The organism is Klebsiella michiganensis, assembly GCF_015139575.1.
Taxonomy (GTDB): Bacteria; Pseudomonadota; Gammaproteobacteria; order Enterobacterales; family Enterobacteriaceae; genus Klebsiella; species Klebsiella michiganensis.
On the sequence record NZ_AP022547.1, the window covers coordinates 1,313,248 to 1,336,519 of the forward strand.

At 50.5% G+C, this 23,272-nt stretch carries 18 protein-coding genes and 2 pseudogenes; 14 read left to right on the forward strand and 6 right to left on the reverse strand.

The window, feature by feature from the left end; all coding sequences use genetic code 11:
• Nucleotides 1-104 precede the first annotated feature (104 nt).
• The 5 genes and pseudogenes from JLG71_RS06360 to JLG71_RS06380 all read left to right on the forward strand — a co-directional run bounded on the left by JLG71_RS06360 (nt 105) and on the right by JLG71_RS06380 (nt 5,567).
• Nucleotides 105-509, forward strand: coding sequence for a hypothetical protein (locus tag JLG71_RS06360; protein ID WP_014839258.1), 405 nt, complete (start codon nt 105-107; stop codon nt 507-509).
• The gene (locus JLG71_RS06365) at nt 506-2,365 is read left to right on the forward strand and encodes a coiled-coil domain-containing protein (RefSeq protein ID WP_161506274.1); all 1,860 of its coding nucleotides are present in this window, start codon (nt 506-508) and stop codon (nt 2,363-2,365) included. Before JLG71_RS06360 ends, JLG71_RS06365 begins: the two co-directional genes overlap by 4 nt.
• Nucleotides 2,366-3,206: 841 nt before the next feature.
• Nucleotides 3,207-3,293: pseudogene (locus JLG71_RS06370) on the forward strand (type VI secretion system contractile sheath small subunit); the annotation flags it as partial.
• A gap of 117 nt (nt 3,294-3,410) precedes the next feature.
• Nucleotides 3,411-4,985: a type VI secretion system protein TssA gene (tssA, locus tag JLG71_RS06375; RefSeq protein WP_064375314.1), complete on the forward strand. Its 1,575-nt coding sequence runs from the start codon at nt 3,411-3,413 to the stop codon at nt 4,983-4,985.
• 102 nt (nt 4,986-5,087) lie between these two features.
• Nucleotides 5,088-5,567: a hypothetical protein gene (locus JLG71_RS06380; RefSeq protein ID WP_049083325.1), complete on the forward strand. Its 480-nt coding sequence runs from the start codon at nt 5,088-5,090 to the stop codon at nt 5,565-5,567.
• Nucleotides 5,568-6,217: 650 nt separating this feature from the next.
• Here the strand turns inward: JLG71_RS06380 and JLG71_RS06385 are convergent.
• Together JLG71_RS06385 and arsH are read right to left on the reverse strand one after the other, a co-directional pair.
• A complete protein-coding gene (locus JLG71_RS06385; RefSeq protein WP_010434242.1) occupies nt 6,218-6,436 on the reverse strand; it encodes a hypothetical protein in 219 nt (72 codons plus the stop codon).
• A 300-nt stretch (nt 6,437-6,736) separates the two neighbouring features.
• Nucleotides 6,737-7,435 (reverse strand): arsenical resistance protein ArsH, encoded by a 699-nt coding sequence (gene arsH / locus JLG71_RS06390; RefSeq protein ID WP_024274591.1) that lies wholly within the window; start codon nt 7,433-7,435, stop codon nt 6,737-6,739.
• A gap of 85 nt (nt 7,436-7,520) precedes the next feature.
• Between arsH and JLG71_RS06395 the strand changes: the two genes are divergently transcribed.
• Genes JLG71_RS06395 through arsC form a run of 3 tightly spaced genes read left to right on the forward strand, consistent with a single transcriptional unit; the run spans nt 7,521 to nt 9,613 of the window.
• Complete coding sequence (locus tag JLG71_RS06395; protein WP_024274590.1) at nt 7,521-7,841, forward strand: metalloregulator ArsR/SmtB family transcription factor; 321 nt, start codon at nt 7,521-7,523, stop codon at nt 7,839-7,841.
• 44 nt (nt 7,842-7,885) lie between these two features.
• Entirely contained in the window at nt 7,886-9,175 is a 1,290-nt protein-coding gene (locus tag JLG71_RS06400; protein ID WP_024274589.1) for an arsenic transporter, read from the forward strand.
• A 12-nt stretch (nt 9,176-9,187) separates the two neighbouring features.
• Nucleotides 9,188-9,613, forward strand: a complete 426-nt coding sequence (arsC, locus tag JLG71_RS06405) for a glutaredoxin-dependent arsenate reductase (protein ID WP_024274588.1) — start codon at nt 9,188-9,190, stop codon at nt 9,611-9,613.
• Nucleotides 9,614-9,916: 303 nt separating this feature from the next.
• Here the strand turns inward: arsC and JLG71_RS06410 are convergent, their stop codons facing one another.
• The 3 genes from JLG71_RS06410 to JLG71_RS06420 form a co-directional block, all read right to left on the reverse strand.
• The gene (locus tag JLG71_RS06410; RefSeq protein ID WP_024274587.1) at nt 9,917-10,321 is read right to left on the reverse strand and encodes an H-NS family histone-like protein; all 405 of its coding nucleotides are present in this window, start codon (nt 10,319-10,321) and stop codon (nt 9,917-9,919) included.
• A gap of 563 nt (nt 10,322-10,884) precedes the next feature.
• Nucleotides 10,885-11,112: a hypothetical protein gene (locus tag JLG71_RS06415; protein ID WP_010434226.1), complete on the reverse strand. Its 228-nt coding sequence runs from the start codon at nt 11,110-11,112 to the stop codon at nt 10,885-10,887.
• 268 nt (nt 11,113-11,380) lie between these two features.
• Nucleotides 11,381-11,599: a cold shock domain-containing protein gene (locus JLG71_RS06420; protein WP_012543040.1), complete on the reverse strand. Its 219-nt coding sequence runs from the start codon at nt 11,597-11,599 to the stop codon at nt 11,381-11,383.
• 278 nt (nt 11,600-11,877) lie between these two features.
• Between JLG71_RS06420 and cspF the strand changes: the two are divergent.
• From cspF to JLG71_RS06430, 3 genes and pseudogenes are all read left to right on the forward strand, one after another.
• Nucleotides 11,878-12,090 (forward strand): annotated as a pseudogene (gene cspF, locus JLG71_RS06425) (cold shock-like protein CspF).
• A gap of 81 nt (nt 12,091-12,171) precedes the next feature.
• A complete protein-coding gene (locus JLG71_RS28355; RefSeq protein WP_213076230.1) occupies nt 12,172-12,336 on the forward strand; it encodes a YnfU family zinc-binding protein in 165 nt (54 codons plus the stop codon).
• Between the two features lie 155 nt (nt 12,337-12,491).
• Nucleotides 12,492-21,074 carry a GH36-type glycosyl hydrolase domain-containing protein gene (locus tag JLG71_RS06430; RefSeq protein ID WP_200914021.1) on the forward strand — a complete coding sequence of 2,861 codons (8,583 nt, stop codon included), beginning with the start codon at nt 12,492-12,494 and terminating at the stop codon, nt 21,072-21,074.
• A 19-nt stretch (nt 21,075-21,093) separates the two neighbouring features.
• Here the strand turns inward: JLG71_RS06430 and JLG71_RS06435 are convergent, their stop codons facing one another.
• Nucleotides 21,094-21,327, reverse strand: a complete 234-nt coding sequence (locus JLG71_RS06435) for a hypothetical protein (RefSeq protein WP_004132711.1) — start codon at nt 21,325-21,327, stop codon at nt 21,094-21,096.
• A gap of 153 nt (nt 21,328-21,480) precedes the next feature.
• On the opposite strand from JLG71_RS06435, the gene JLG71_RS28600 reads away from it, so the two are divergent.
• The 3 genes from JLG71_RS28600 to lpxP all read left to right on the forward strand — a co-directional run bounded on the left by JLG71_RS28600 (nt 21,481) and on the right by lpxP (nt 23,120).
• Entirely contained in the window at nt 21,481-21,657 is a 177-nt protein-coding gene (locus JLG71_RS28600; RefSeq protein WP_213076229.1) for a YnfU family zinc-binding protein, read from the forward strand.
• 79 nt (nt 21,658-21,736) lie between these two features.
• On the forward strand, nt 21,737-22,009 hold the full coding sequence (locus JLG71_RS06440; RefSeq protein WP_016247220.1) for a hypothetical protein: 273 nt from the start codon (nt 21,737-21,739) through the stop codon (nt 22,007-22,009).
• 202 nt (nt 22,010-22,211) lie between these two features.
• Entirely contained in the window at nt 22,212-23,120 is a 909-nt protein-coding gene (lpxP, locus tag JLG71_RS06445) for a kdo(2)-lipid IV(A) palmitoleoyltransferase (protein WP_024274585.1), read from the forward strand.
• Nucleotides 23,121-23,272: the final 152 nt, after the last annotated feature.

Genomic DNA, 23,272 nt, shown 5'->3' on the forward strand with positions numbered 1-23,272 from the left:
CTGAATTAATGTTAAATCCAACGCCTGACGTTGTTTGTTAAAATTTTTTCTGCTGCAATCGACAAATATATTTTTGACGTATTTTTTTTCTAATGGATGGGAAGATGATAAGAAATAGCTTATTGGCATTGGTGTGCATTTCTGTAGGTTTATTACAGGGGTGTACTAATGGTAAAAAACCGCAGAGCGCACTCATAAAAAAAGATGTCATTCAAAATGAACAGCCCGCGCAGGTTCCTGCTTTACAGCAGTGTATCCAGGATGCCGACGCTTTAGTTAAGCTCGATAAAAAGTTTCAGCAGGACTCAAACGAGCTGTATGGTTTAATCAATGATGCTAAGTTTTATGCTTCTGTTTCAGACCAAACCTCCGCCAGCGTAAAATCAACGATTACACCGCTTTTTGAATACAAGATAAACGATAAGTGTAATAGCATTTCGCAGAAATTAATTAAAGAGTTTGAAAGCCGGGCAAGAAAATCTGAACTCAAGGATGGGCTGGCCAGATGATGGACGATAAGGGGAAACTGAATATATGCAATCTACGAGGTCCTGCGATTGTATTTGCTCTTTTTACCCTTATTGTTGTGTTTCCTGCTCGTGCTGAGCCGGGAGACTTCCTTGATAATATATCGAAACTCGAAATAAACAATCCGCCGGCCTCAGGCGCCGCCAGCGGGGAGTCGGTCTCGTCTAAGCAAAATAACGATAGCCCTGATAAAAAAACGCCTCAGAAGCAGGACGTCGTCAGAAAAAAAAGCCATCAGAATAAAACAGAGAGTACGATTAACGCTCTGCGGAAACAGAATGCGGAGCTGAGCGCTGCCGCCAAAGCGGCGGAGAAAAAGCGCGCTGAAACGACGCGCGAACTGTCGGCGCAGATCGCCACGCTGAAGGCTCAGAGTGAACAGCGTGTACAGAAAGAGAGCGGCGAAACTGCCGCCGTGAGCGCGCTGAGCAAAAAGAACGCCGAGCTGGCCGCCGCTGCCGAAGCGGCGCAGAAAAAACTGGATGAGACCACCCGCTCGCTGACGGCGCAGATCGCCGCATTGACGGCACAGCGTGCACAGAACGAAAGCGGGCAGACCACCGCGCTTGATGCGCTGAGCAAAAAGAACGCCGAGCTGGCCGCCGCTGTCGAAGCGGCGCAGAAAAAACTGGATGAGACCACCCGCACGCTGTCGGTGCAGATTGCCGCGCTGAAAACGCAGAAGGAGCAGAGTGAGAACCTGCAGAAATCGACGATCGATACGCTGACGGGAAAGAATCTGGAACTGCGCGCCGCTGCCGAATCTGCACAGAAAAAGCAGGATGAGACAACCCGCGCGCTGTCGGCGCAGATTGCCGCGCTGACCAAAAAGAACGCCGAGCTGGCCGCCGCCGCCGAAGCGGCGCAGAAAAAGCAGGATGAGACCACACGCGCGCCGTCGGCGCAGATTGCCGCGCTGAACAAGCAGCGCGTGGAGAGAGAAGGTCAGCAGAAAACCGCGCTTGATGCGCTGACCAAAAAGAACGCCGAGCTGGCCGCCGCCGCCGAAGCGGCGCAGAAAAAGCAGGATGAGACCATCCGCGCGCTGTCGGCGCAGATCGCCATGCTGAACAAGCAGCGCGCGGAAAGAGAAGGCCAGCAGAAAACCGCGCTTGATGCGCTGACCAAAAAGAACGCCGAGCTGAACGCCGCCGCCGCAACCGCGCAGAAAGAATATGATGTTTCAGTCGCTGCTTTAAACGATAAAAATAAAAAATTACAGTCTACGCTCGATAGCCTGGCCATCAAGCAAAGTGATTTAAGCCTTGCGGATAAAAGTCATAAAAATGCCTATGCGCTCGGCGTTTTCTACCTTACCCAGGCGCTATCCGATGTGAATAAAATGGCCGACAATAATGTCAAGCTGGCGCCTTCAGCGTTGGTTTCCGGGTTTAACGACGCTTATAATAAAAAAATTAAAATTAAAGAAAATGAAATAGAAAGTATCGTTAACATGCTTAACGAACAACTATCGTCTAAGTACGTCGATATTGAAAAAAGAATCATGGCAAAAATCAAAAATAAAAAATATGAGATTTTGCCTAATGGCGTATATTTTGTGGTTGATAAAAAAGGAAAGGAGCCGTACAAGTCGAATGAGACTTTGTCTATGAATATCCTTGAGAAGAAGCTTGATGGTACGCCGATACTCAATACGATGAATTCAAAGATGGTTTACGATAAGCAAATCGATCCGCTAATGGCCAAAGTATTATCATCCGGATTAAAAGGGGGAACGGTCACGCTATATGGACAGGCCGGCTCGCTGTATAGCAGCACGCCTGCGGACCTGAACCCGGATACCTTAATCTCCATTACCTTCGAACTCATTCCCTGAGCGATCAATCGCGGCTCCCCGCCGACTTGCGTATCCGCAAAGCCATCGCCCGCATACCTGGGGGGCAGTCAGATGTCCGGGACGGACATCATGGCTGCAACTATCGCCTGGCGGGCAGAATATTGCCCATCGCGCTTTCAACCGATCGCTTCCGGCAGCAGTCAATCCAGCTACATGAGGTTTGACTCAAAGGCGGTGACGCCCGAGGCATCCCCGGCGTAATGCGCCGCTTCGTCATACGGGGCGAGGTGTGAAAAGCAGCATATTACCATTCTCAACGAGTATGAAGACGGAACTGCGATCCTGTCCCTGTTGCTTTCCCAATGAATCCTGACTTGATATCTGCCGGATATTATTTGTGAATTTTATATTAATCTGCCAGTCATTAATTATAACCATATTAATACTCAGAGCTGGGCGGCTTACAGCCTGTAAACCATAAAAAATAATTTCTTTCACACTTCGCTATTCGCGATTTTTTCAGTGTCAGGAGTGATCTTTATTTCCGCTGCACATTGATTTGCATCAATCAACTCTGTCTATTCAGATATGAATTTAATTCATATTCCTCTGCCAGGTATACACTCAGCCTTTATTGTAAGCAAAAGGTTGTTATTACATACCAGCTTTGTTTGTCTGATGCGTTTCATTTTTACATTTGCCTTAAGGTGTCTGAGGAAAGTCTTATAATGGACTTTGGGGCCGGCAGGTTGATATTTTTTGGCGCTTTGCTCTACTATATCCTGGTCATCACACGCCGTTATGTTTAACTCATTATTCCTCACGGGAAGGGACCGCTATGGCTGATACGTTCCAGAATGAGGTGCCCAGGGCACGCATTTTCAGAAAAGAGTTCGAAAATATCCTGAAAGACCCGGCGCTAACGCAGGAATTACGCGACGAAATCAGCGCGCTGGCTCCGAAATAAACGGCGTGCGTTATTTAATAGATTAACCGGGAATATGCTGGACGCGCAGGTGGCTGATTCTGTGGCCCGAACGGCGCTGGCAGCCGGCCCGGCGCTGACCGGAGAGGAGATGTACTGATGGCCAATGTTTATACTCTGATTTCAGTCTGTCAGGCCGCTGCTGATGCGCTGGCGGTACAAACGCAACAACGTCTGCTGTTGTGGAATAACTGGCTGCAGCCGCTGTCAGCCGATAAACCCGCGGGGGACGATCCCGGCTACGATGATGATTTCCAGCAGATGCGCGAAGAGGTGAACAAGATCACCGGTGCGGATAGCGATCTGATTTGTAGGTTGGCCGAAAAACTGCTCACCACCGTGACCAAAGATATTCGCGTTGCCTCATATTACGCGTGGGCGCGGCTGCACCGGGATGGCGAAAGCGGTCTGGCGGACGGACTGGAACTGCTGGCCGGGCTGATGCAGGGTTTTGGCGAGCAGCTGCACCCGCTGCGGGAGCGCAGCCGAAGGGCCGCATTTGACTGGCTCGCCGGACAGCGGATGCTTGACAGCCTGTCGCTGTACCCCGAGGCCGGCAGTACTGATGCCTTGCGTATCAGCGGCGCATTATTGCTGATGGAGCAGGCGCAGGAGGGGACTGTCCCCGATGCGCTGTGCGGCGTCCTCGAGACCCGTCTGTTGAAGTCGGGCGGGCCGGATGCCGTCGTGCCGCAGAATGTCAGCGATGTTTCGCCCTCTCAGGCAAACAACTATACGCCGGCGCTGAGCCCTATCACCTCCGGCCAGGAACTGCTGACGCAGGCGCGTATCCTGGCGAAATATCTCGGTGACCAGCCGGAGGGTTGGCTGGCCGCTCACCATCTGATGAAAAGCATCCGCCACGACACGCTATATCAGCTGCCGCCGCTATCAGCAGAAGGCAGAACCCGTATTGAACCGCCGAAGCCGGACCAGCGGGCATTGCTGAAGCGGTTGTATCTCCAGCAGAGTTGGACAGAACTGCTGGAACAGGCTGACGGGATGTTTTCTCGTGGCGCGAATCATCTGTGGCTGGACCTGCAGTGGTATATCCACCAGGCTCTGCTGAAGGCTGGGCGGGAAGCGGAAGCCGCTATTATTCAGAATGACCTGAAAGGGCTGCTGACCCGGCTGACGGGGCTGGAAGGACTGGCATTTAACGACGGCACGCCGTTTGCCGATGAGGTCACGCTGAACTGGATACAACAGCAGGTGCTGGAGAACGCCGCAGGCTGGCGGGATGATACTGCCGCCAGCGCCGCTACCGCATCCGGCGATGACGATATTCTGCTGCTGGAGCCGGAGGCCCTCGCGGTTGCCGACAGCGACGGCCCGGAGGCGGCGCTGGCCTGGCTGCAGAACCGCCCGGGTATCACCAGCGTGCGCAGCCGCTGGCTGCTGCGCCTGCTGATGGCGCGTATTGCCGAGCAGACCGGCAAAAATGAGCTGGCGCAACACCTGCTGGCGGAACTGGGCGCGGATGCTGCCGGAATTCCGCTGGCACAATGGGAGACAGGTCTGCTGTTCGAAGTCAAAGCCCGCCACCTCAGGCTGCTACGCCTGAAGGCCGGGCGCAGTGAAACCGACAAAAACCGCCTGCAGTCTGCTATGGACCGCCTGCTTGCCGAGCTGATTGCCATCGATCCCGCCCGTGCCGCAGTGCTGTGCGCTTAATCTGTTTACGAAAAATAAGGTGGCGGGAGCGGCGATGAAAAAAAAGAGAATGCCGCTCAGCGCATATCTCACAACGTATTAAAAGTTAACGGGGGCGATAACGTGTCGGCCAGAGAACGTTTTTTTAAGAAAGTGCAGCAGAACTCCGATAGCACACCGCCCGGCAATAAATCCGCTGAGGCGGAAATTCAGGCATTCCGCCGCCGGATGGATGCGCTGGTGCAGCAAATCAGCCAGTGGTTTGCGGGGTCCGGCATTGAGGTCATTCTATCAACAAAGCATATTCATGATCTGAGCACGATCGGCTATAGCCTGAACAGCGGTATATGCCGTTATGACATCACCACAATCCGGCTACAGAACGGCGATCGTCACGTCAGCATAGTACCTGAACAGCTCTGTCGAGGTGTGGAAACGGGCTGCATGACAATGCGGGTTAATGCTCCTGGAATCACTCAGCTGTTTTACCTGAGCATGGCGCCGGAAACGGGCTGGTTTATCCGCCGCGAACATCAGAGCGAAAAAGAGAATGCCATCATGACGGAAGAGCTCTTTTTCCATGCCGTTGATTGCCTTGCCTGAATAGTCGCAGCGGTTTCTCATATTGTGCAGGCAACCGTTGCCTGACCCATTACAGATATTCGGGCTGTCTGCTCTGAAGGCTTCATGCTTGTGCTTTCAGCCGCAATGAGCCTCTTAATGAGTTTTACCATTTTAGGACCCGCGTTTTTTGGCTCTTTCTCCTGGAGCCCAAAAAGGCACCACAAGGCTGCGGTCCTCAGTCATTCCCGCCAGACCGATATAGACACAAAAAAGCCCGCAGGGCTTACGCCGTGCGGGCTCTTAGGACTTCATCGGATGACTCTGGTAATCACCGCTGGAGAATTTTGGTGGGCTGGCGGAGTCTGAATTGGTTGTGTAATTCATTGAATTAATTTGAATAACTGCTAGTTCAACTTTTCTTAGGTGCCTATTTGGGTGCCTAAAAGTTTTTTCTCCCTTTGATGAGAAAGAAGACGAGATAGGGACTGTGCGTGGTGATATCTAGTTGAGTCGTCACACTGAAAAACAGATTTGACCTGGTAACCATTTCTTGCGCAGCAAACGCGCCGCGCATATACGGTTTGGGCTTACCTTTTATCAAACGCTTAGACTACTATTCGCCTGCGAAATTTTTTGGATAAAAGCCATCATCACCAATGCAGCATCGAAAAATGCTTAATTAAAAATGCTCACGCCTGCATCCCCTTACCCCGTGCCAGGTTAATTCTTTCAACGCATTCCTTAAACGCTTTAAGTTGCTCCGTAGAGAGTTCAGATTCATCAATTTTGACCAGAAGAGCGTTGAGAGAGCGTTCAATATCATTTTTAATTAACCGTAAGCAGATAACCTTAACCCAACGTGGAGAGAGCTTACTGAGGCCAATTGCTCTTGTGATTTGTAATTTCATGCGATGCCTCTCAACCGCCAGTGTGCCGGTTTTCAACCTCGGTTATAACACGCAATGGACAGGACTTCTGTTATTCCTTCGCCTAAAATTTAGCATGAAGCGCTTAGCTTGGGTGCAACCAGGATTTCATTAAACATCAAAATTAGTTTTGCATCATGACGCGCAAGCGCCACGTCATAACCAGAGTTACTAGTTCACCTCAAGGTAGTTTTTCATATTCTGACACAGGATGGGATATCTCCTTTGTGCCATAGTGGATGTTATTAATCTCATGCAGTATGGATTCACGAAAAATATACGTTAAATTTTGTCCTGATTGACACGGGATGAAAGCTCCTGATAGCTCTCTTTTCTCTCGCTGTAACGATCTGCAAGATAACCAGTTTGTCCCTTAAGCAGCACCGTGATTTTAAACAGCTCCTCGGCTACATCGACGATACGGTCATACCATGACGAAGGTTTCATTCGGCCGTTTTCGTCGAACTCTTGCCATGCCTTAGCAATGGAGGACTGGTTGGGGATAGTGAACATCCGCATCCATCGGCCCAGAATGCGCATTTGGTTCACCGCATTAAAGGACTGCGAACCACCGCAGACCTGCATCACTGCAAGTGTCTTGCCCTGCGAAGGACGAACCGCGCCTTCACTTAAGGGTATCCAGTCTATTTGCGCCTTCATCACCGCGCTCATCGTCCCATGCCGCTCAGGGGAACTCCACACCATCCCGTCACACCATCTGACCAGGCCGCGTAGTTCGGTGACCTTAGGGTGCGTGTCTGGCGCATCATCAGGCAGGGGTAAACCAGAGGGGTTAAAGAATTCCACCTCCGCGCCCATTGCAGTCAGAAGACGACCGGCTTCCTCCGCGGCAAAGCGGCTGTAGGAGCGCTCTCTTACTGAGCCATACAGGATAAGAATCCGTGGTGGCGCTTGCAGGTTCATGCGTTCAGCGATGTGTTGATCAAAGAATTCAATATTAAGGGCAGGAAATTGTTCCATTTTTCTCCTCCGGAGAGAGTAGATGATTTCAAATTTAACACATATGATTTATCATATATATATTCTAAAGGGAACGGAGTGAAAAATGCTACAACCTGTTCAGCTTTTCAAAATCCTGTCGGATGAAACTCGGCTCGCCATCGTCATGATTCTCCGGGAGTCAGGAGAACTGTGCGTTTGTGATATCTGCGCAGCCATTTCCGAATCACAGCCCAAAGTCTCGCGACATATGGCTATCCTTCGTGAGGCCGGGCTGGTTCTGGACCGTCGTGAAGGCAAATGGATCCACTATCGTCTGTCACCCCACATACCGGCATGGGCAACTGAGACAATCACGACGTCCTGGCAGTGTATGCGGGAGGATTTGTGTAAATGGCTGGATAAATCAGCCTGCACCTCCTGCTGAGAAAAGAAAACAAATTCACATAATCATATATAACGGAGTCTGAGATGCTTTTGGCGGGGAGTATATTTTTACTGACGTTGATACTGGTGATCTGGCAACCCGGAGGCCTGAGTATTGGCTGGAGTGCGAGTATCGGGGCTGTGCTGGCGCTGGTAACTGGAGTCATCCATATCGCTGATATTCCCGTTGTCTGGAATATCGTCTGGAACGCGACAGCGGCATTTATTGCGGTCATCATCATCAGCCTGCTGCTCGATGAGTCCGGCTTCTTTGAATGGGCCGCACTGCACGTCTCCCGCTGGGGTAACGGACGTGGCCGCCTTTTGTTTAGCTGGATAGTCTTGCTTGGGGCTGCTGTTGCTACACTGTTTGCCAATGACGGAGCCGCACTGATCCTGACGCCGATCGTAATTGCGATGCTGCTCGCACTGGGATTCAGTCAGGGCACGACACTGGCCTTTGTCATGGCCGCAGGATTTATTGCAGATACGGCCAGCCTGCCGCTCATTGTTTCTAACCTGGTGAATATCGTCTCGGCGGACTTTTTCGGTCTGGGCTTTACGCAGTATGCCTCCGTGATGATCCCCGTAGATGTGGCCGCGATTACGGCCACGCTGGTCATGCTGCATCTCTTCTTCCGCAGGGATATTCCGGTGACGTATGACGTTTCGCTGCTGAAGACGCCTGCCAGTGTGATAAAGGATCCGGCAACGTTCAGGGCGGGCTGGATTGTCCTGTTTTTGCTGCTTGTCGGTTTCTTTGTTCTGGAACCTCTTGGGATCCCGATAAGTGCGATAGCCGCTACTGGCGCAGCAGTACTGTTCATAGTGGCGAAAAGAGGTCACGCCATCAACACAGGAAAAGTCCTGCGCGATGCACCATGGCAGATAGTTATTTTTTCACTGGGCATGTACCTGGTGGTCTATGGCCTGCGCAATGCAGGGCTCACGGAGTCTCTGTCTGACGTGCTAAACCTGCTGGCAGAAAAGGGGTTATGGGCAGCAACGTTCGGCACCGGCTTCCTGACCGCGTTCCTGTCGTCGGTAATGAATAACATGCCGACGGTGCTGATTGGTGCGCTGTCGATTGACGGAAGTACGGCGACAGGCGTCGTCAAAGAGGCAATGATTTATGCCAACGTGATTGGCTGCGATTTAGGCCCGAAAATCACTCCGATTGGCAGTCTGGCAACCCTGCTGTGGCTACATGTGCTGGCACAGAAAAACATGACCATCACCTGGGGATATTACTTCCGCACCGGCATAATCATGACCCTGCCCGTGCTTTTCGTCACTCTGGCCGTGCTGGCGTGGCGGCTCTCTGTCACCTTGTAGCGAGATATTGATATGAGCAATATTACCATCTATCACAACCCGGCCTGTGGCACCTCACGTAACACGCTGGAGATGATCCGCAACAGCGGCAACGAACCGACAATAATTTATTATCTCGATACTCCCCCGACCCGTGATGAGCTTATTAAACTTATTTCAGATATGGGGATTACAGTGCGCGCCTTGCTGCGTAAAAACGCTGAACCTTATGAACGCCTGGGTCTTGATGAAGAGAAATTTAGTGATGAGCAGTTGATTGATTTCATGCTTCAAGATCCAATCCTGATTAATCGGCCGGTAGTCGTTACGCCGCTCGGTACTCGTCTTTGCCGCCCTTCGGAAATAGTGCTGGATATTCTTCCGGAAGGTCAGAAAGGAGCGTTTACCAAAGAGGATGGCGAGAAGGTCATTGACGAAACGGGAAAGCGGGTTAGGTAATCTGTCCACTTCAAGATATCGGACGCCTGTTTAATCTACGAGGGCGTCCGCTTGCCGTTCACTAAAGACCTCCAGCCTACTAACCCCGTCCGCATTATGCTATGAGAGGAAATACTGTGGTGTTGGCTGCATTACAACTGCGTAATGTCACCATTAATACCTTCTTTACCCAGTTTATAGCGCAACATAATCTCTTCATGAAACACCTTGTTGAAGCCGGTTACGAACCAGATGCTTCTCGACGATCCTCTAAGGATGGTTGTGGGCTATCCGTAAAAAGAGCCGGGTATGCCCGGCTCTTTTTTAGCTGATTTCGAAATCTTTTAATTCCCCACCTTCAGCAATCAGATTTGAGATCCGCTTCGGCATTCGCCCCTGACCTGACCATGTTTTTGACTCTCCAGTTTCGTCAGTATATCGATACTTCGCGGGGCGGGGGGAGCGCGTCCTTTTAGCCTTACCCGGAGAGCCAATAGCAGCTAAAAGTTCGGAGGGGTCGATACCCTCATCAAGCATCATCTGACGAAGTGTTTCCAGTTTATCGCGGCGCTGACTTTCATTTGCAAGACGTAATGTCTCTTCTTCTCGTCGTTCTATAAGAATAATTTTAAACTTTTCCAGAACATCTTCCAGTACATCTAATGACATTTCACGAGTCTGAGAACGTAAGGTACGGATATTGTTTAACTGTGTAAGAGCATCTGACATAAAGAGACCTTTTAAAGTTTTTTCGTTGTTCAGCAAATACCAATGTCGACGGTTGCTCATCAACCCGATTTTTCTTACTGAGCATTTTAATCCGATTGGTACATATTGTTATTAACGAGGTTTAGACTACTTATATAAATCTCTTATCGCAAGACAAAATTAAGAAGAATGTGCAAGAACTAAATTACAACTCCTACGAAATGTCCATGCATTTTTGAAGGTACTTAAAACTATGATGCCAGGAGTTATCCGGAGAGCCTTTTTATACCCTCATAACTTATTGCTTCAGTCACACCTGATGAGATTTAAAATGAGGAGAGGCAGCGCCGCCACTTAGCAAGGTTTTTCACAAATGGCAAGATGGCACGCAGGGGGGAGACACCTGCATTTTGTCAGAGGGTAGCGAATTACTCTCTCTTTATAGAGGCGTTTCTAAAAAAGTGTAATGTAAAAAAAAGCCTGCTGTTAGCAGGCCATAAATGCTTTTAACTCATTTTTTGTTCGATTCTGATAAATAGGGTAAGCATGCAATTAAACGTGGAGCAGAGAGCATGACAAAAATTCTATAAATATTTCCTGGCCGCATCAAGTATCTCCTGTGACGTTAACTCCCTGTCAGTAGCCACGTAAACAATACCATGATCGCCAGTTAAGGAAGGAAAACCTGCAGACATAATCCGAAGATGTGTTTCTTCACCGTTTGGATATTCCTGCCTGATAGAGGATATACCTTCCAGAACGGTCATAACTTTACAGGATTCAGCATTAAAGAAAACAAGGACTTTAATCATATTCTATTACCCTGTTCTCTCATGGATATTAACTGGCAGATGCCATTAAGGTCAAAGCCATTACGCACTTCTTATTTAACATGTGGTTAGCTTGTGCTTTTAGACTTTTTATGCAGTAGTACTGCACTTCATCACATCGCTTAGCATACTCATAATTTTGAAAAATATGCTGCTCAGATATTAAAAATAAACGACTTTCATCTGATTTAAGTTATTTATCTGTCTACTCAGGAATAATCCTTCATCGTTATCGCAGACCCACAATGATTTATTTATCGCAAAGTGTTACGTTTGCAGCAGCAGGACCCTTGTCTCCGCGGTGAATGGCGAATTCAACTTTCTGACCTTCAAATAAAGTTTTAAAGTTGTCGCCATTAAGTGCAGACAAATGGACAAAGATATCTTTGCTGCCATCAAGAGGAGAGATGAAGCCAAAACCTTTGTCTTCGTTAAACCATTTAACCAGGCCCATAATTCTCGAGGTCATACTGACTCCGTTATACATGATTGTATTGATAGTAAACGTATAAGATTAAACGTATGGACTCAAAAGAGGGGATATCAACGATAGCACCTGGTAATGAGAACTGCCCGGAAAATTTCTAACTTTCATTAGTACATCGAACTGATGGGATTCATTAAGGCACAGGGAATCGATATAAGCAAATTATCTTTTAGCCGTCCAGAGGTCCTGTAGGGAAAATAAAAGTGGCTGAATGCCATTTTCAATGTATAGTCTTTACGTGTTTTCAATAAGGAATTGACTTGTCCCATAAAATGACAGGAATTGTCAAAAGCTTTGATATTCTTAGTGGTAAAGGCCTCATCATCCCATCTGATGGACGAAAAGACGTTCTGCTTCACATTTCAGCCGTTAACTCTCGCTAATCAGAATTACGCATCCCTGGAAGCCGCATAGAGTTTTGCCGGATAAACGGTCTCAGGGGGCCTGTGGCTGCGAACATTTATCTTTCCTGATTTTCAGTATGTCAAAATAGATAGATTAAAACTTAACCACATGTGGTACGGTGAAGCTCATTCATTGAAAGGTTAATGGTTATGTCTGTTATCAATTACGCAATGAAATTCTTCAGCAGTGCGTCTACTGCCACTGCTGCCTGTCCTGTTTGTGGCTTAAAATCAGTACAACCGTTGTCAAAAATCCGGCTCAACCAAACCATGCTTTGCCCCGGATGTAAGGCTCTGTTTATCTCCCGACGCTAGCTCGACCAAAATCGCAGAACAGAGCTCATGTCCTATACTTATGTTAGATTCCGGCAGCTGTTAAATCCCTGATGCCTGACGCCCATCCTGAGAGAACGTTTCTGAACTGATTTCGCAACTGCTCCTGCGCGCTAACGTCGCATCAGAGCAATGCTATGAAAATGATCCCCAGAGCGTGGTTTAACCGCTCCCGTATTCTGATTAATGCTGCCGAAAACATAACGTTTTCGGCGAACGATCCTGCCGGTGAAAGCTCGCCGCGGTCAGAACTCTTTTCGACCGTCCAGATGGAACGCTACGGCCAGAAGCTGGCGCGGACTCATAAAGTATCACCGGATAGGCATCCTTATTATCTTCTGAAACGGCTTGGCGACAATGAGGCCGTCATTACCCAAAACTGCTATGAGCTTAACGCGGGTAAAAAGACCAGTATCATGCCCGCCGGTGAATGGCTGCTGGACAATTATTATCTGATTGAGGAACAAATCCGCACTGTCCGCCAGCATCTGCCGAAAAGCTTTGGCAAAGGTCTTCCGTCGCTGGTATCGCCGTTGAATTGCCCACGAATTTATCATATTGCATCAGAGGCCATTGCTCACGGCGATGGCCGCTGGGATGCCGCCAGCCTGACCAGCTATCTCACTGCCTATCAACAGGTGACGCCGCTGACGCTGGGTGAAGTCTGGGCGTTACCGGGAATGCTGCGCCTTGCGCTGATTGAAAATCTTCGTCGTATCAGTATGGAAGTGATAAAAGCGCAGCAGGACAGAAACCTTGCTGATACGTGGATAACAAGGATTGTCGAATGTGCAGAGAGTGCGCCTGGTGATTTAATCATGGTGGTTGCCGATATGGCGCGCTCCCGACCTCCGTTAACCAGTGCGTTTGTCGCAGAGCTGGTGCGGCGCCTGCAGGGGCATGGCAACGCGCTGTCGTTACCTCTGACCTGGGTTGATCAGTGCCTTCGGGAACAGGGGATCACCACTGATGTTCTCATACATAGTTTCAATCAGCAGCTTGCCGGCAGCCAGCTGTCCGTCAGTAACAGCATCGCGGGCCTGCGTTTATTGAGTGAAACGGACTGGGCTGATTTCGCCGAAACGATAAGCGTTGTCGAACAGGCATTACGCAATGATCCTGCCGGCATCTATCCCCGGATGCATTTCAATACCCGGGATCATTACCGGCACGTAGTTGAGGTTCTGGCCAGAGACAGCGGTCTCAGCGAGCCTGAGGTTGCTGAGAAGGCGCTGGCGTTTTCAGAGGAAAAAGCGCCTGATACACCGGAACATCATGTTGGTTATTATCTTGCGGGCGAAGGTCGACAGGCGCTGGATATTCATCTCCTGGCAGACGCCTCAAGGCTCATACGCTTGCGGCACAGTTTCAACAGAATAACCCTGCTGTCATGGCTTGGAAGCCTGGCGTTGCTGACAACCGCAGCGACCGCAGCAATATTGCACGAAACCGCCATGCAGGGCGCAGACTGGCTATTGATCGCGGTGATATTACCTCTGATTATCGCATTAACTCAGTTAATGAGCGATTTGCTCAGTGATGCAACCACCCGTTTTCGCGTTCCTCGACCCTTGCCGGGGATGGATTTTTCAGCCGGTATTCCCGCTGACAGTGCCACCATGTTAGTCATTCCCTGCATGTTGACCAGCCACGAAAGTTTCAGCCTGCTCCTCACCAGTCTTGAAGTCTGCTGGTTGGGGAATGAAAACGAAAATCTCAGGTTCGCGCTGCTCACTGATTTTGCTGATTCTGAAAATGAACCCTCGCCGGAAAGTCACGCGCTGCTCAGACAGGCTATCGCCGATACGCAGGCGCTTAATCGCCGCTACCCCTCCGGCCGACCACGTTTTTATCTGTTACATCGCCAGCCTGAATGGAACCCCTCGGAAGGCGCGTGGATGGGCTATGAACGCAAGCGGGGAAAACTGGCGTTACTGAACAGCTGGTTGCGCCATCCCGGAACGCAATTCGTCAGCGTTGCAGAGATGCCTGCCCACCTTTTACCGGGTCACATAAAATACGTCATTACCCTGGACAGCGATACGGTGCTCCCGCGCGATACGGCACACAAACTCGTCGCGACGATGGCGCATCCGCTGAATACGCCTGAGTATGATCCGGTACGCCAGAGGGTTGTCAAAGGATTCGGTATTTTACAGCCCGGTCTTGCGGAGGAGATACCACGCAACGGTCAGGGGCGTTACGCAGCCCTGCGCAGCAGCGTACCGGGCAATAACCCTTATTCGATGATGTCTTCGGATATTTATCAGGATCTCTTTGGGGAAGGCTCGTTTGTGGGCAAAGGGATTTACGATGTTGATATTTTTATGCAGGCCACTACCAACATCTGCCCGGAAAATCTGGTACTCAGCCACGATCTGCTTGAAGGATGCTATGCACGTTCGGGTCTGCTGAGCGAGGTGTTACTGTACGAACAGTACCCTAATAATTATCTGTCGGATGTTGCACGACGTTCACGCTGGATCCGGGGTGACTGGCAACTGCTTAACTGGCTAAAACCACGCGTCAGAAAAGCCGATGGAACCCGGGTCAGGAATCCGCTGACCGCGCTTTCTTACTGGAAATTACTCGATAATCTACGTCGCAGTCTGGTCGCCCCCTCCTTACTGATATTGCTGTTCTTCACTCTGCTTTGGGTACCCAATCCGGTTTACTGGCTGGGCATACTGTTGCTGATATGGTTGTTGCCAGCCATCCTCGGCATTAGCCACGACCTTCTGCATAAACCTCTGCGTCGCCGCGTGAAGCCGCATCTGTTACTGGTGGGGGCGGGCGCGCTAAAGCGTCTGTCAGGTATCAGCCTTAATTTTGCGATACTGCCGCACGAAGCCGGATATTCGCTGAAAGCGATCGCCGTGACGCTATGGCGACTGGGGATAAGCAGGCGTCACCTCAGCCAGTGGGTCAGCCACAGCCAGGACAGCAGTCAGGCCAGACCCACTGTTGCACGTTTTTATCAGGCGATGTGGCTGAACGCTGCCGGTGGCGTGGCGCTGACAATACTGACCGGACAATTTGCCCCACAGCTGCTGGGGATTGCGTTACCGATCGGTTTGGTATGGTGTGTGGCACCGCTGCTGATGAGCTGGCTGAGTCGCCAGCCCGTGCGAAAGGTTTTTTCGCCTAATCAGGAACAAAAACAGCTGTTACGCCAGACAAGCCGTGAAATCTGGGCTTTTTTTGAAACATTTGCCACAGCAAAAGAGAACTGGCTTCCGCCTGATAATTATCAGGAAATACCACAACCGACGGTGGCACACCGAACTTCTCCTACCAATATTGGTCTTTCACTTATGGCTAACCTGACGGCATGGGACTTTGGCTACCTGCCTGGCGGAGAGGTGCTCCGGCGCGTGTCGCTCACGCTCGACACGATGGATAAAATGGAGCACTACCGGGGCCATCTCTACAACTGGTATGACACCCGTACGCTGGTCCCCCTCAGTCCACGCTATATCTCCAGCGTCGACAGCGGCAATATGGCCGGGCATTTATTGACCCTGCGTGCAGGCCTGTCCGCCATGCGTCATCAGCCTGTTTTAAGCAACCAACAGATACTGGCAGGACTGAACGATACGCTGGATATTCTGGAAAAACAGTGGGGTAAGAACCTACCTGACAGCCTGAGACTGCTGCGCAAGCATTGCCTGAACGCGGTGTCGCTCTCTCCGCAGGCGCTTTTCAGCGAACTGAAAAGCATGCGCACCCAGTGCAACCATCTGACCAGCGCATGTCATCAGGGATCTCCTCTTCAGATGCGCTGGGCTGGACATCTGGAGCATCAACTGGTTCAGCTTTGCCATGAGTGGTCTCTGTTGCTTGGCTGGTTGCCTGCATCCTGGAATGAACAGATGCTGCCGACGCTGAGCGAGCTTGCCCGTCCGACATTAACCGGTACAGGAACGCCTCCGGCGTCAGTGGCGGAGCAGGCCCGAATGCGACTCAATATTATCACCGAGCTGGAACAGCGGCTGGATGAGCATGCCCGGATGGATTTCGCCTTTCTGTACAGTGAAGCAACCAGTCTGCTCAGCGTCGGTTATAACTGTGACACCAATATGCCTGACAAGAGCCACTACGATCTCCTGCCGTCTGAAATCCGCCTGACCAGTTTTCTTGCCATTGCGACTAATCAGCTGCCTCTTAAAAGCTGGTACGCGCTGGGTCGATTGTTTACCACGATTGATAATGAAACTGCCCTGATGTCATGGAGCGGATCCATGTTTGAATATCTGATGCCGAATCTGGTGATGCCCACCTGGCCCGGCAGCCTGCTCGATGAAATGAGTCAGTCGGCGGTTATGCGCCAGATTCACTGGGGGAAAGAACGCGGGGTACCATGGGGTGTTTCAGAGTCTGGCTATCATGCTTTTGATGTTCAGCATAATTATCAGTATCAGGCATTTGGCGTACCGGGGCTCGGTCTGCGCAGGGGACTTGCCGATGACATGGTTGTCGCTCCTTACGCCACGCTGCTGGCGCTGATGGTTTCCCCGCAGAAAGCCTGTGAGAACCTGTTCAGGCTGCAAAAAAATGGTGCATGCGGAGAATACGGTTTTTATGAAGCGCTGGACTATACCCCCTCACGTCTTGCAACCGGTCAGCTCTATGCGGTGGTACAGTCCTGGATGGCGCATCACCAGGGTATGGCATTTCAGGCGCTGGCTCATGTGCTGCTTGATGCCCCCATGACTGAACGCTTTATGTCCAGTACGGTATTCCGGTCAGCGAGTCTGCTGTTACAGGAGCGCGTGCCGGATGCGGTCGATCTGTACAGTCCGCGCCGTCATTTTGAATCTCATGAGGGCATGGTCAAACCCGTTCGCTATGAACCCCGTATTTTCTATAGCGTGGATACCCCCGCCCCGGATATTCAACTCCTGTCCAACGGCCATTATCATCTGATGTTGACCGCGGGCGGCGGCGGTTACAGTCGCTGGAATGATATTGCACTAACGCGCTGGCGCAGTGATACCACCCGTGATAACTGGGGAGCATTCTGCTACATCCGCGATACCCAGACGGGAGATGTGTGGAGCAATACCTGGCAACCAACAGGCTACACCAGCGGACAAGACGAGGAAGTGTTGTTCACCGATGCGGGGGCAGAATTCAGACGCAGCTTAGGGGGACTCAGCGTCAAAACTCAGGTGGTGATCTCTCCGGAGGATGATGTTGAATTGCGACGGCTCACACTGATTCATCGTGGTCGCAAGCCTCGCTCTCTGGAGCTGACAACCTATGCTGAAGTGGTACTGGCACCTGATGCCAGCGATCTGGCACACCCGGCATTCAGCAATTTGTTTATTCAGACTGAGCTGGCTCCTGAGCGTGACGCTATTCTTTGCCACCGGCGCCCGCGCTCACCGGATGAACCGGGCCCTTGCCTGTTTCACATGATGGTGGTGCACGGCGATAACCGACATAACGTGTCGTTTGAAACGGACAGGGCAAGGTTTATTGGACGTGGCAGAAACCCTGCGAATGCCCAGGCAATAGAGACGGGAGGGATGCTAGGCAACACGTCGGGCTCGGTGCTGGATCCGATACTGGCAATTCGCAACGCCATTATTCTGCAGCCGGGGCAGCCGGTTACGATTGATATCATTTATGGCATCAGCGAGACCCGTCAGCAGAGCCTGGCGTTGCTGGAGAAATATCGCGATTACCCTATCGCCGATCGCGTCTTTGAACTGGCCTGGTCTCACAGTCTGGTGGTATTGCGCCAGATGAACGCCAGTGAAGATGATGCCACGTTGTTCAATAGTCTCGCCAGCGCTGTGCTTTACCCTGTCCAGGAGCTGCGCGCCGAAGGCCAGGCGATCGGCCGCAACCGGCGTGGCCAGTCCGGACTGTGGGGCTGGGCAATTTCAGGGGATCTGCCGATAGTGCTGCTGACTATAACCAGCGAGGAAAGTATCACCTCAGTGACCACACTGATTCAGGCACACCGTTACTGGAGACAGAAAGGGCTGGATGTTGATTTAGTTATCCTGAATAACAGCCCCGGCGGCTACCAGCAGGGATTACAAAATCAGATTATGGAGTTAATTTATGCCGGGTCTGAAGCCAGTCTGCTGGATAAAAAGGGCGGGCTTTTTGTCCGCAACGGTGAGCATCTCTCCGCTGAGGATAAGTTGCTTTTGATGAGCGTGGCCTGTCTTTATCTTGATGACCGCGCAGGGGGTATTAATGAGCAGCTTAACCAGCGTATTCATACCCTGAAATCGCCGGCAAGGGCATTCATTCCGCGTGCTGTGCGCGAGCGTAATCAACATACGGACTGGAGCCCTGATACCAGTCAGTTATGCCATTTCAATGGGTACGGTGGATTTTCTCAGGATGGGCGGGAGTATCAGATCGTCCTTCGGGAAAATGCGCTTACACCGGCTCCCTGGTCGAACATACTGGCAAATTCTCGTTTTGGCAGTGTGATCTCAGAGGCAGGGCAGGCCTATACCTGGTATGAGAATGCCCATGAATACCGGTTGACGCCGTGGGAGAACGATCCGGTGAGCGATCGCAGCGGCGAGGCATTTTACCTGCGCGATGAAGAGAGCGGGGAGTGCTGGTCGCCGACGGCTTTACCTGTTCGCGGACACGGTGATTACCTGACCCGCCATGGTTTTGGCTACAGCGTTTTTGCCCATCGTGAGAGTGGTATAGACAGCGAGTTGACGGTCCTGGTTGCTGAAGAAGATCCGGTTAAACTGGTGCTACTGACGCTCAGTAACTCTTCGGGACGGACACGTCAACTTTCCGTCACAGGCTATGTAGAGTGGACGCTCGGAGAAACACGAACGCGCTCAGCCCCTCACATTGTGACACATGTGGCCAGAACGCCCGGCGGCTGCGGGATACTTGCGAATAACTTTTATGGTGATAATGGTGGCGGCCGAACTGCATTTTTTGCCGTCAGCGGTAATGACTGTTCTCTGACAGGGGACCGCCGGGAGTTTATTGGCCGTAATGGTTCCCTTCACGCCCCTTCGGCTATGAAACTGCAAAAGCTTTCTGGTAAGACGGGGGCCGGTCTGGATCCCTGCGGAGCGGTGCAATCGGCGGTTACATTAATTGACGGGGACCAGAGGACGTTTATTTTTATCCTCGGCGCAGAGGAGAATGATGTCTGTGCTCAGGAGACGCTGGCCCGCTACATGAACGAGGATACGGTCCGCCAGGAGCTGAACCGGATTCATAATCACTGGCACAATGTTCTCGATAAAATCGTAGTTAACACCCCCGACACGTCCGTAAATTTACTGGTTAATGGCTGGCTGTTGTATCAGACGGTCGCCTGCCGTCTTATGGCCCGGAGTGGCTACTATCAGTCTGGCGGTGCATTTGGTTTTCGCGATCAGCTGCAGGATACGCTGGCTCTGAGCCACGCTGCTCCGGACCGGATGCGTGAACAGATAATACTCTGTGCATCACGGCAGTTTATCGAGGGGGATGTGCAGCACTGGTGGCACCCGCCACACGGCAACGGTGTGCGTACCCGCTGTTCCGATGACTATCTTTGGCTGCCGCTTGCTGTTTGCCACTATGTTGAAACGACGGGGGATATGGATGCACTGGAAATACGCATTCCTTATCTGGAGGGACGCTCGCTTCAGCCTGGTGAAGAGTCTGTCTATGACACGCCGGTCATCAGCGGCACCGAAGAGACACTCTGGTTACACTGCGTCAAAGCTATTCACTATGGACTTCGCTTCGGGGAGCATGGCCTGCCGCTGATGGGGGCTGGTGACTGGAATGACGGGATGAACCGGGTGGGTATCGAAGGCAAAGGTGAAAGCGTCTGGCTGGGCTTCTTCCTGTACGACATTTTGCAGCGGTTTGCAGCGCTGGCGGAGCGCAGGCTGGATGAAAGCGTCGCCGCGATGTGCCGTTCACAGGCTCTGCGCCTGCAAAGTAATCTCGAAGCCCACGCCTGGGATGGGGAATGGTACCGGCGCGGGTATTTTGACGATGGTACTCCCCTGGGATCGAAAACCTCACAGGACTGCCGGATTGATGCGATTGCGCAGAGCTGGTCTGTATTGTCCGGCGCCGCGAGCCCGGGACGGTGCGCAAAGGCCATGCAGGCGCTGGATAAGCACCTTGTGGATAACGAAGGAGGGCTGATCAAACTGTTAACGCCTCCTTTCGACGGACACGGTCCAAATCCGGGCTACATACAGGGGTACCTGCCCGGCGTGCGGGAAAACGGAGGGCAGTATACGCATGGCGCCATCTGGGCAGTGATGGCCTTTGCCCGAATGGGGAATGCCGGACGAGCCTGGCAACTCTGGTCAATGCTCAACCCTATAAATCATACCCTGAATGCGGACTCTGTCGGGATTTATAAAGCTGAGCCTTATGTCATGAGTGCTGATGTCTACAGCGTCGCTCCCCATACCGGACGTGCAGGGTGGAGCTGGTATACCGGTTCCGCAGGCTGGGCCTGGCGTTTACTTACCGAGGAATTACTGGGGATAAAACGTTCCGGCACTGACTTTAGTGTTCATGCCAGGTTACCGGATGAGTGGTCGTCTTTTTCTATGGCATATCAATATGGTGAAAGCCATTATCAGATTAGTGTTTCACGCGGCGATGCAGAATATTGCGTGACGCTGGATGGTGTTCTCCTCCCTGATGACAGAATACCGCTGAAGGATGATGGACAAAACCATACGGTTGAGATCATTCAGAACTGACACTGATCCCGGAGGTGCATTAACGTCTGCCGTTAATGCGCTGATTATCCCTGAGAACATCAATCGCAGTCTGCATGGCGATTTTGTCATCCCGCCTTTTTTGTTTGTCCTGCATGACCTGAAGGTATTCCAGCAAGGTGCGGGTATTAATCGGTCGGCCCTGTTTACCCACAGCCAGCACGGCTTCGCCAAGAATAATTTTCACAGGCGGTAGTTGTGCCGGATACCAGTCAAGGGTGTCTTCTGATTTCATCTTAAATTTCTCACGGAAGGGTAGTGTATCATAAATAAGACGTTCAATTTTCAATATCTGATATCCTGATTCAGACACAACTTAACATAACTTATGCCAGTTATTTTTATATTAAAGCGTATAATAATTACTGTGTTCCTCAGAGAATTATTTATGTCTTATACAAATGGGCTCAGGTATTTTAAAGAAAGACCGGTTCATGTTGCCTGCCCGGTATGTGCACACAGAGCCGATCAGAAAGCAGGTAAACTAAGAAAAGATGCGGTTCTTGAGTGCCCTGCCTGCGGACTGTTGTTCAGACCTTCAGAATGCTGGTGTATCGGCGGCTGATCAGCTTCTGCCACTTAACGTCAGTGATGTCGGAAAATGACAACATTCCTCCTGTACTGCTGTTGTCGAGGGTATGATAATGAAATCTAAAAAATCTGTTTTTATTGAAGGGCATATCATGTCGAACAGCTGTCACGGACAGCCTGGCCAACCTTTCTGTATTCACCGGGTCAGGTTTAGTAATGGTAAATATGCGATTATTCGGGTGGCATCCGGGATATGTTTCAAACCAGGCGAAATTATTCAACGAAACGATTGTGAGTGGTTTTATAAACTTACCAAAATTCGGCTTCTTTCTTTTGAGTACCTTGATGATGATGAATCAAGAAGACAATTCCTTGAGTATCAATGATAAAACCATGGATTTATAACAGAATAAATTTTCTGGCTTACAATTCACCCTTGGCTCTTTAAATTATTCACCAGTCATTGGGAAATATTTTTTCCTGAATTTAGATGAATTTAAATTATCTAAAACAAAATGTATCGCTAAAGACGAATTGCCTCATTGTTTTCCTTTTGCGTTATAACCTTCATTAGCATTAAGGAAATTTATGGCACAGACTTTTACTCATAATTTACTTCATCCTCGCCACTGGCTTACCTGGTCTGGTTTGGGTCTGCTGTGGCTTCTCGTTCAACTTCCTTACCCGATTTTACATATTCTGGGCTCTGGCCTTGGAAAAATTTCCAGACCCTTTCTGAAACGCCGGGAACGGATTGCGATTAGAAATATCGAACTGTGCTTTCCCGAGATGACACCGTTTGCCCGGAGCCAGATGGTCAATAAAAACTTTGTTTCTCTCGGGCTGGGACTGATGGAAACAGGAATGGCCTGGTTCTGGAGCGATGCGAGAGTCAAAAAATGGTTTGATGTCGAAGGGCTTGAAAACCTGACCGGTGCGACAAGAGGAGTAATGGTCGTCGGGATTCATTTTATGTCCCTTGAGTTGTGTGGAAGAGTAATGGGGTTATGCCATCCTATGATGGCAACGTATCGCCCACACAATGATCCATTAATGGAATGGGTACAGACAAAAGGGCGTATGCGTTCAAATAAGGCTATGATTAATCGACGTAATTTATCAGGTTTTGTTCATGCGCTAAAAGCAGGTGAAGCCGTTTGGTTTGCACCAGACCAGGATTATGGGTCTAAAGGAAGCGTTTTTGCACCTTTTTTCTCGGTAAAAAAAGCAGCCACGACGAACGGAACGTATGCTCTGTCAAAACTCGCTGGTGCACACTTGATCACACTTAGCATGATTCGACGTAGCGATAAAAAAGGTTATCACATGTATATCAGCAATCCGTTGTCAGGCTATCCAGGGGAAGACAAGATCGCCGCAGCGGCTTATATGAACAAGATCATCGAGCGTGAAATTCTCCGTGCTCCTGAGCAATACCTGTGGATGCATCGCAGGTTCAAAACGCGTCCTGAAGGCGAAGTCTCTTTATACAAATGAACAACTCTTCTTGTCATGAGCCAGAATCTATCTTTCTTGCCACTGCGTATTTGTAAAAAATGGGACAGGGGATTATTCGATCGGCTTCATGTTAACGATGGCGTAACTGACAACCAAGGTTAATCAATTGAACCTGCTCGGATTTGAAGGTC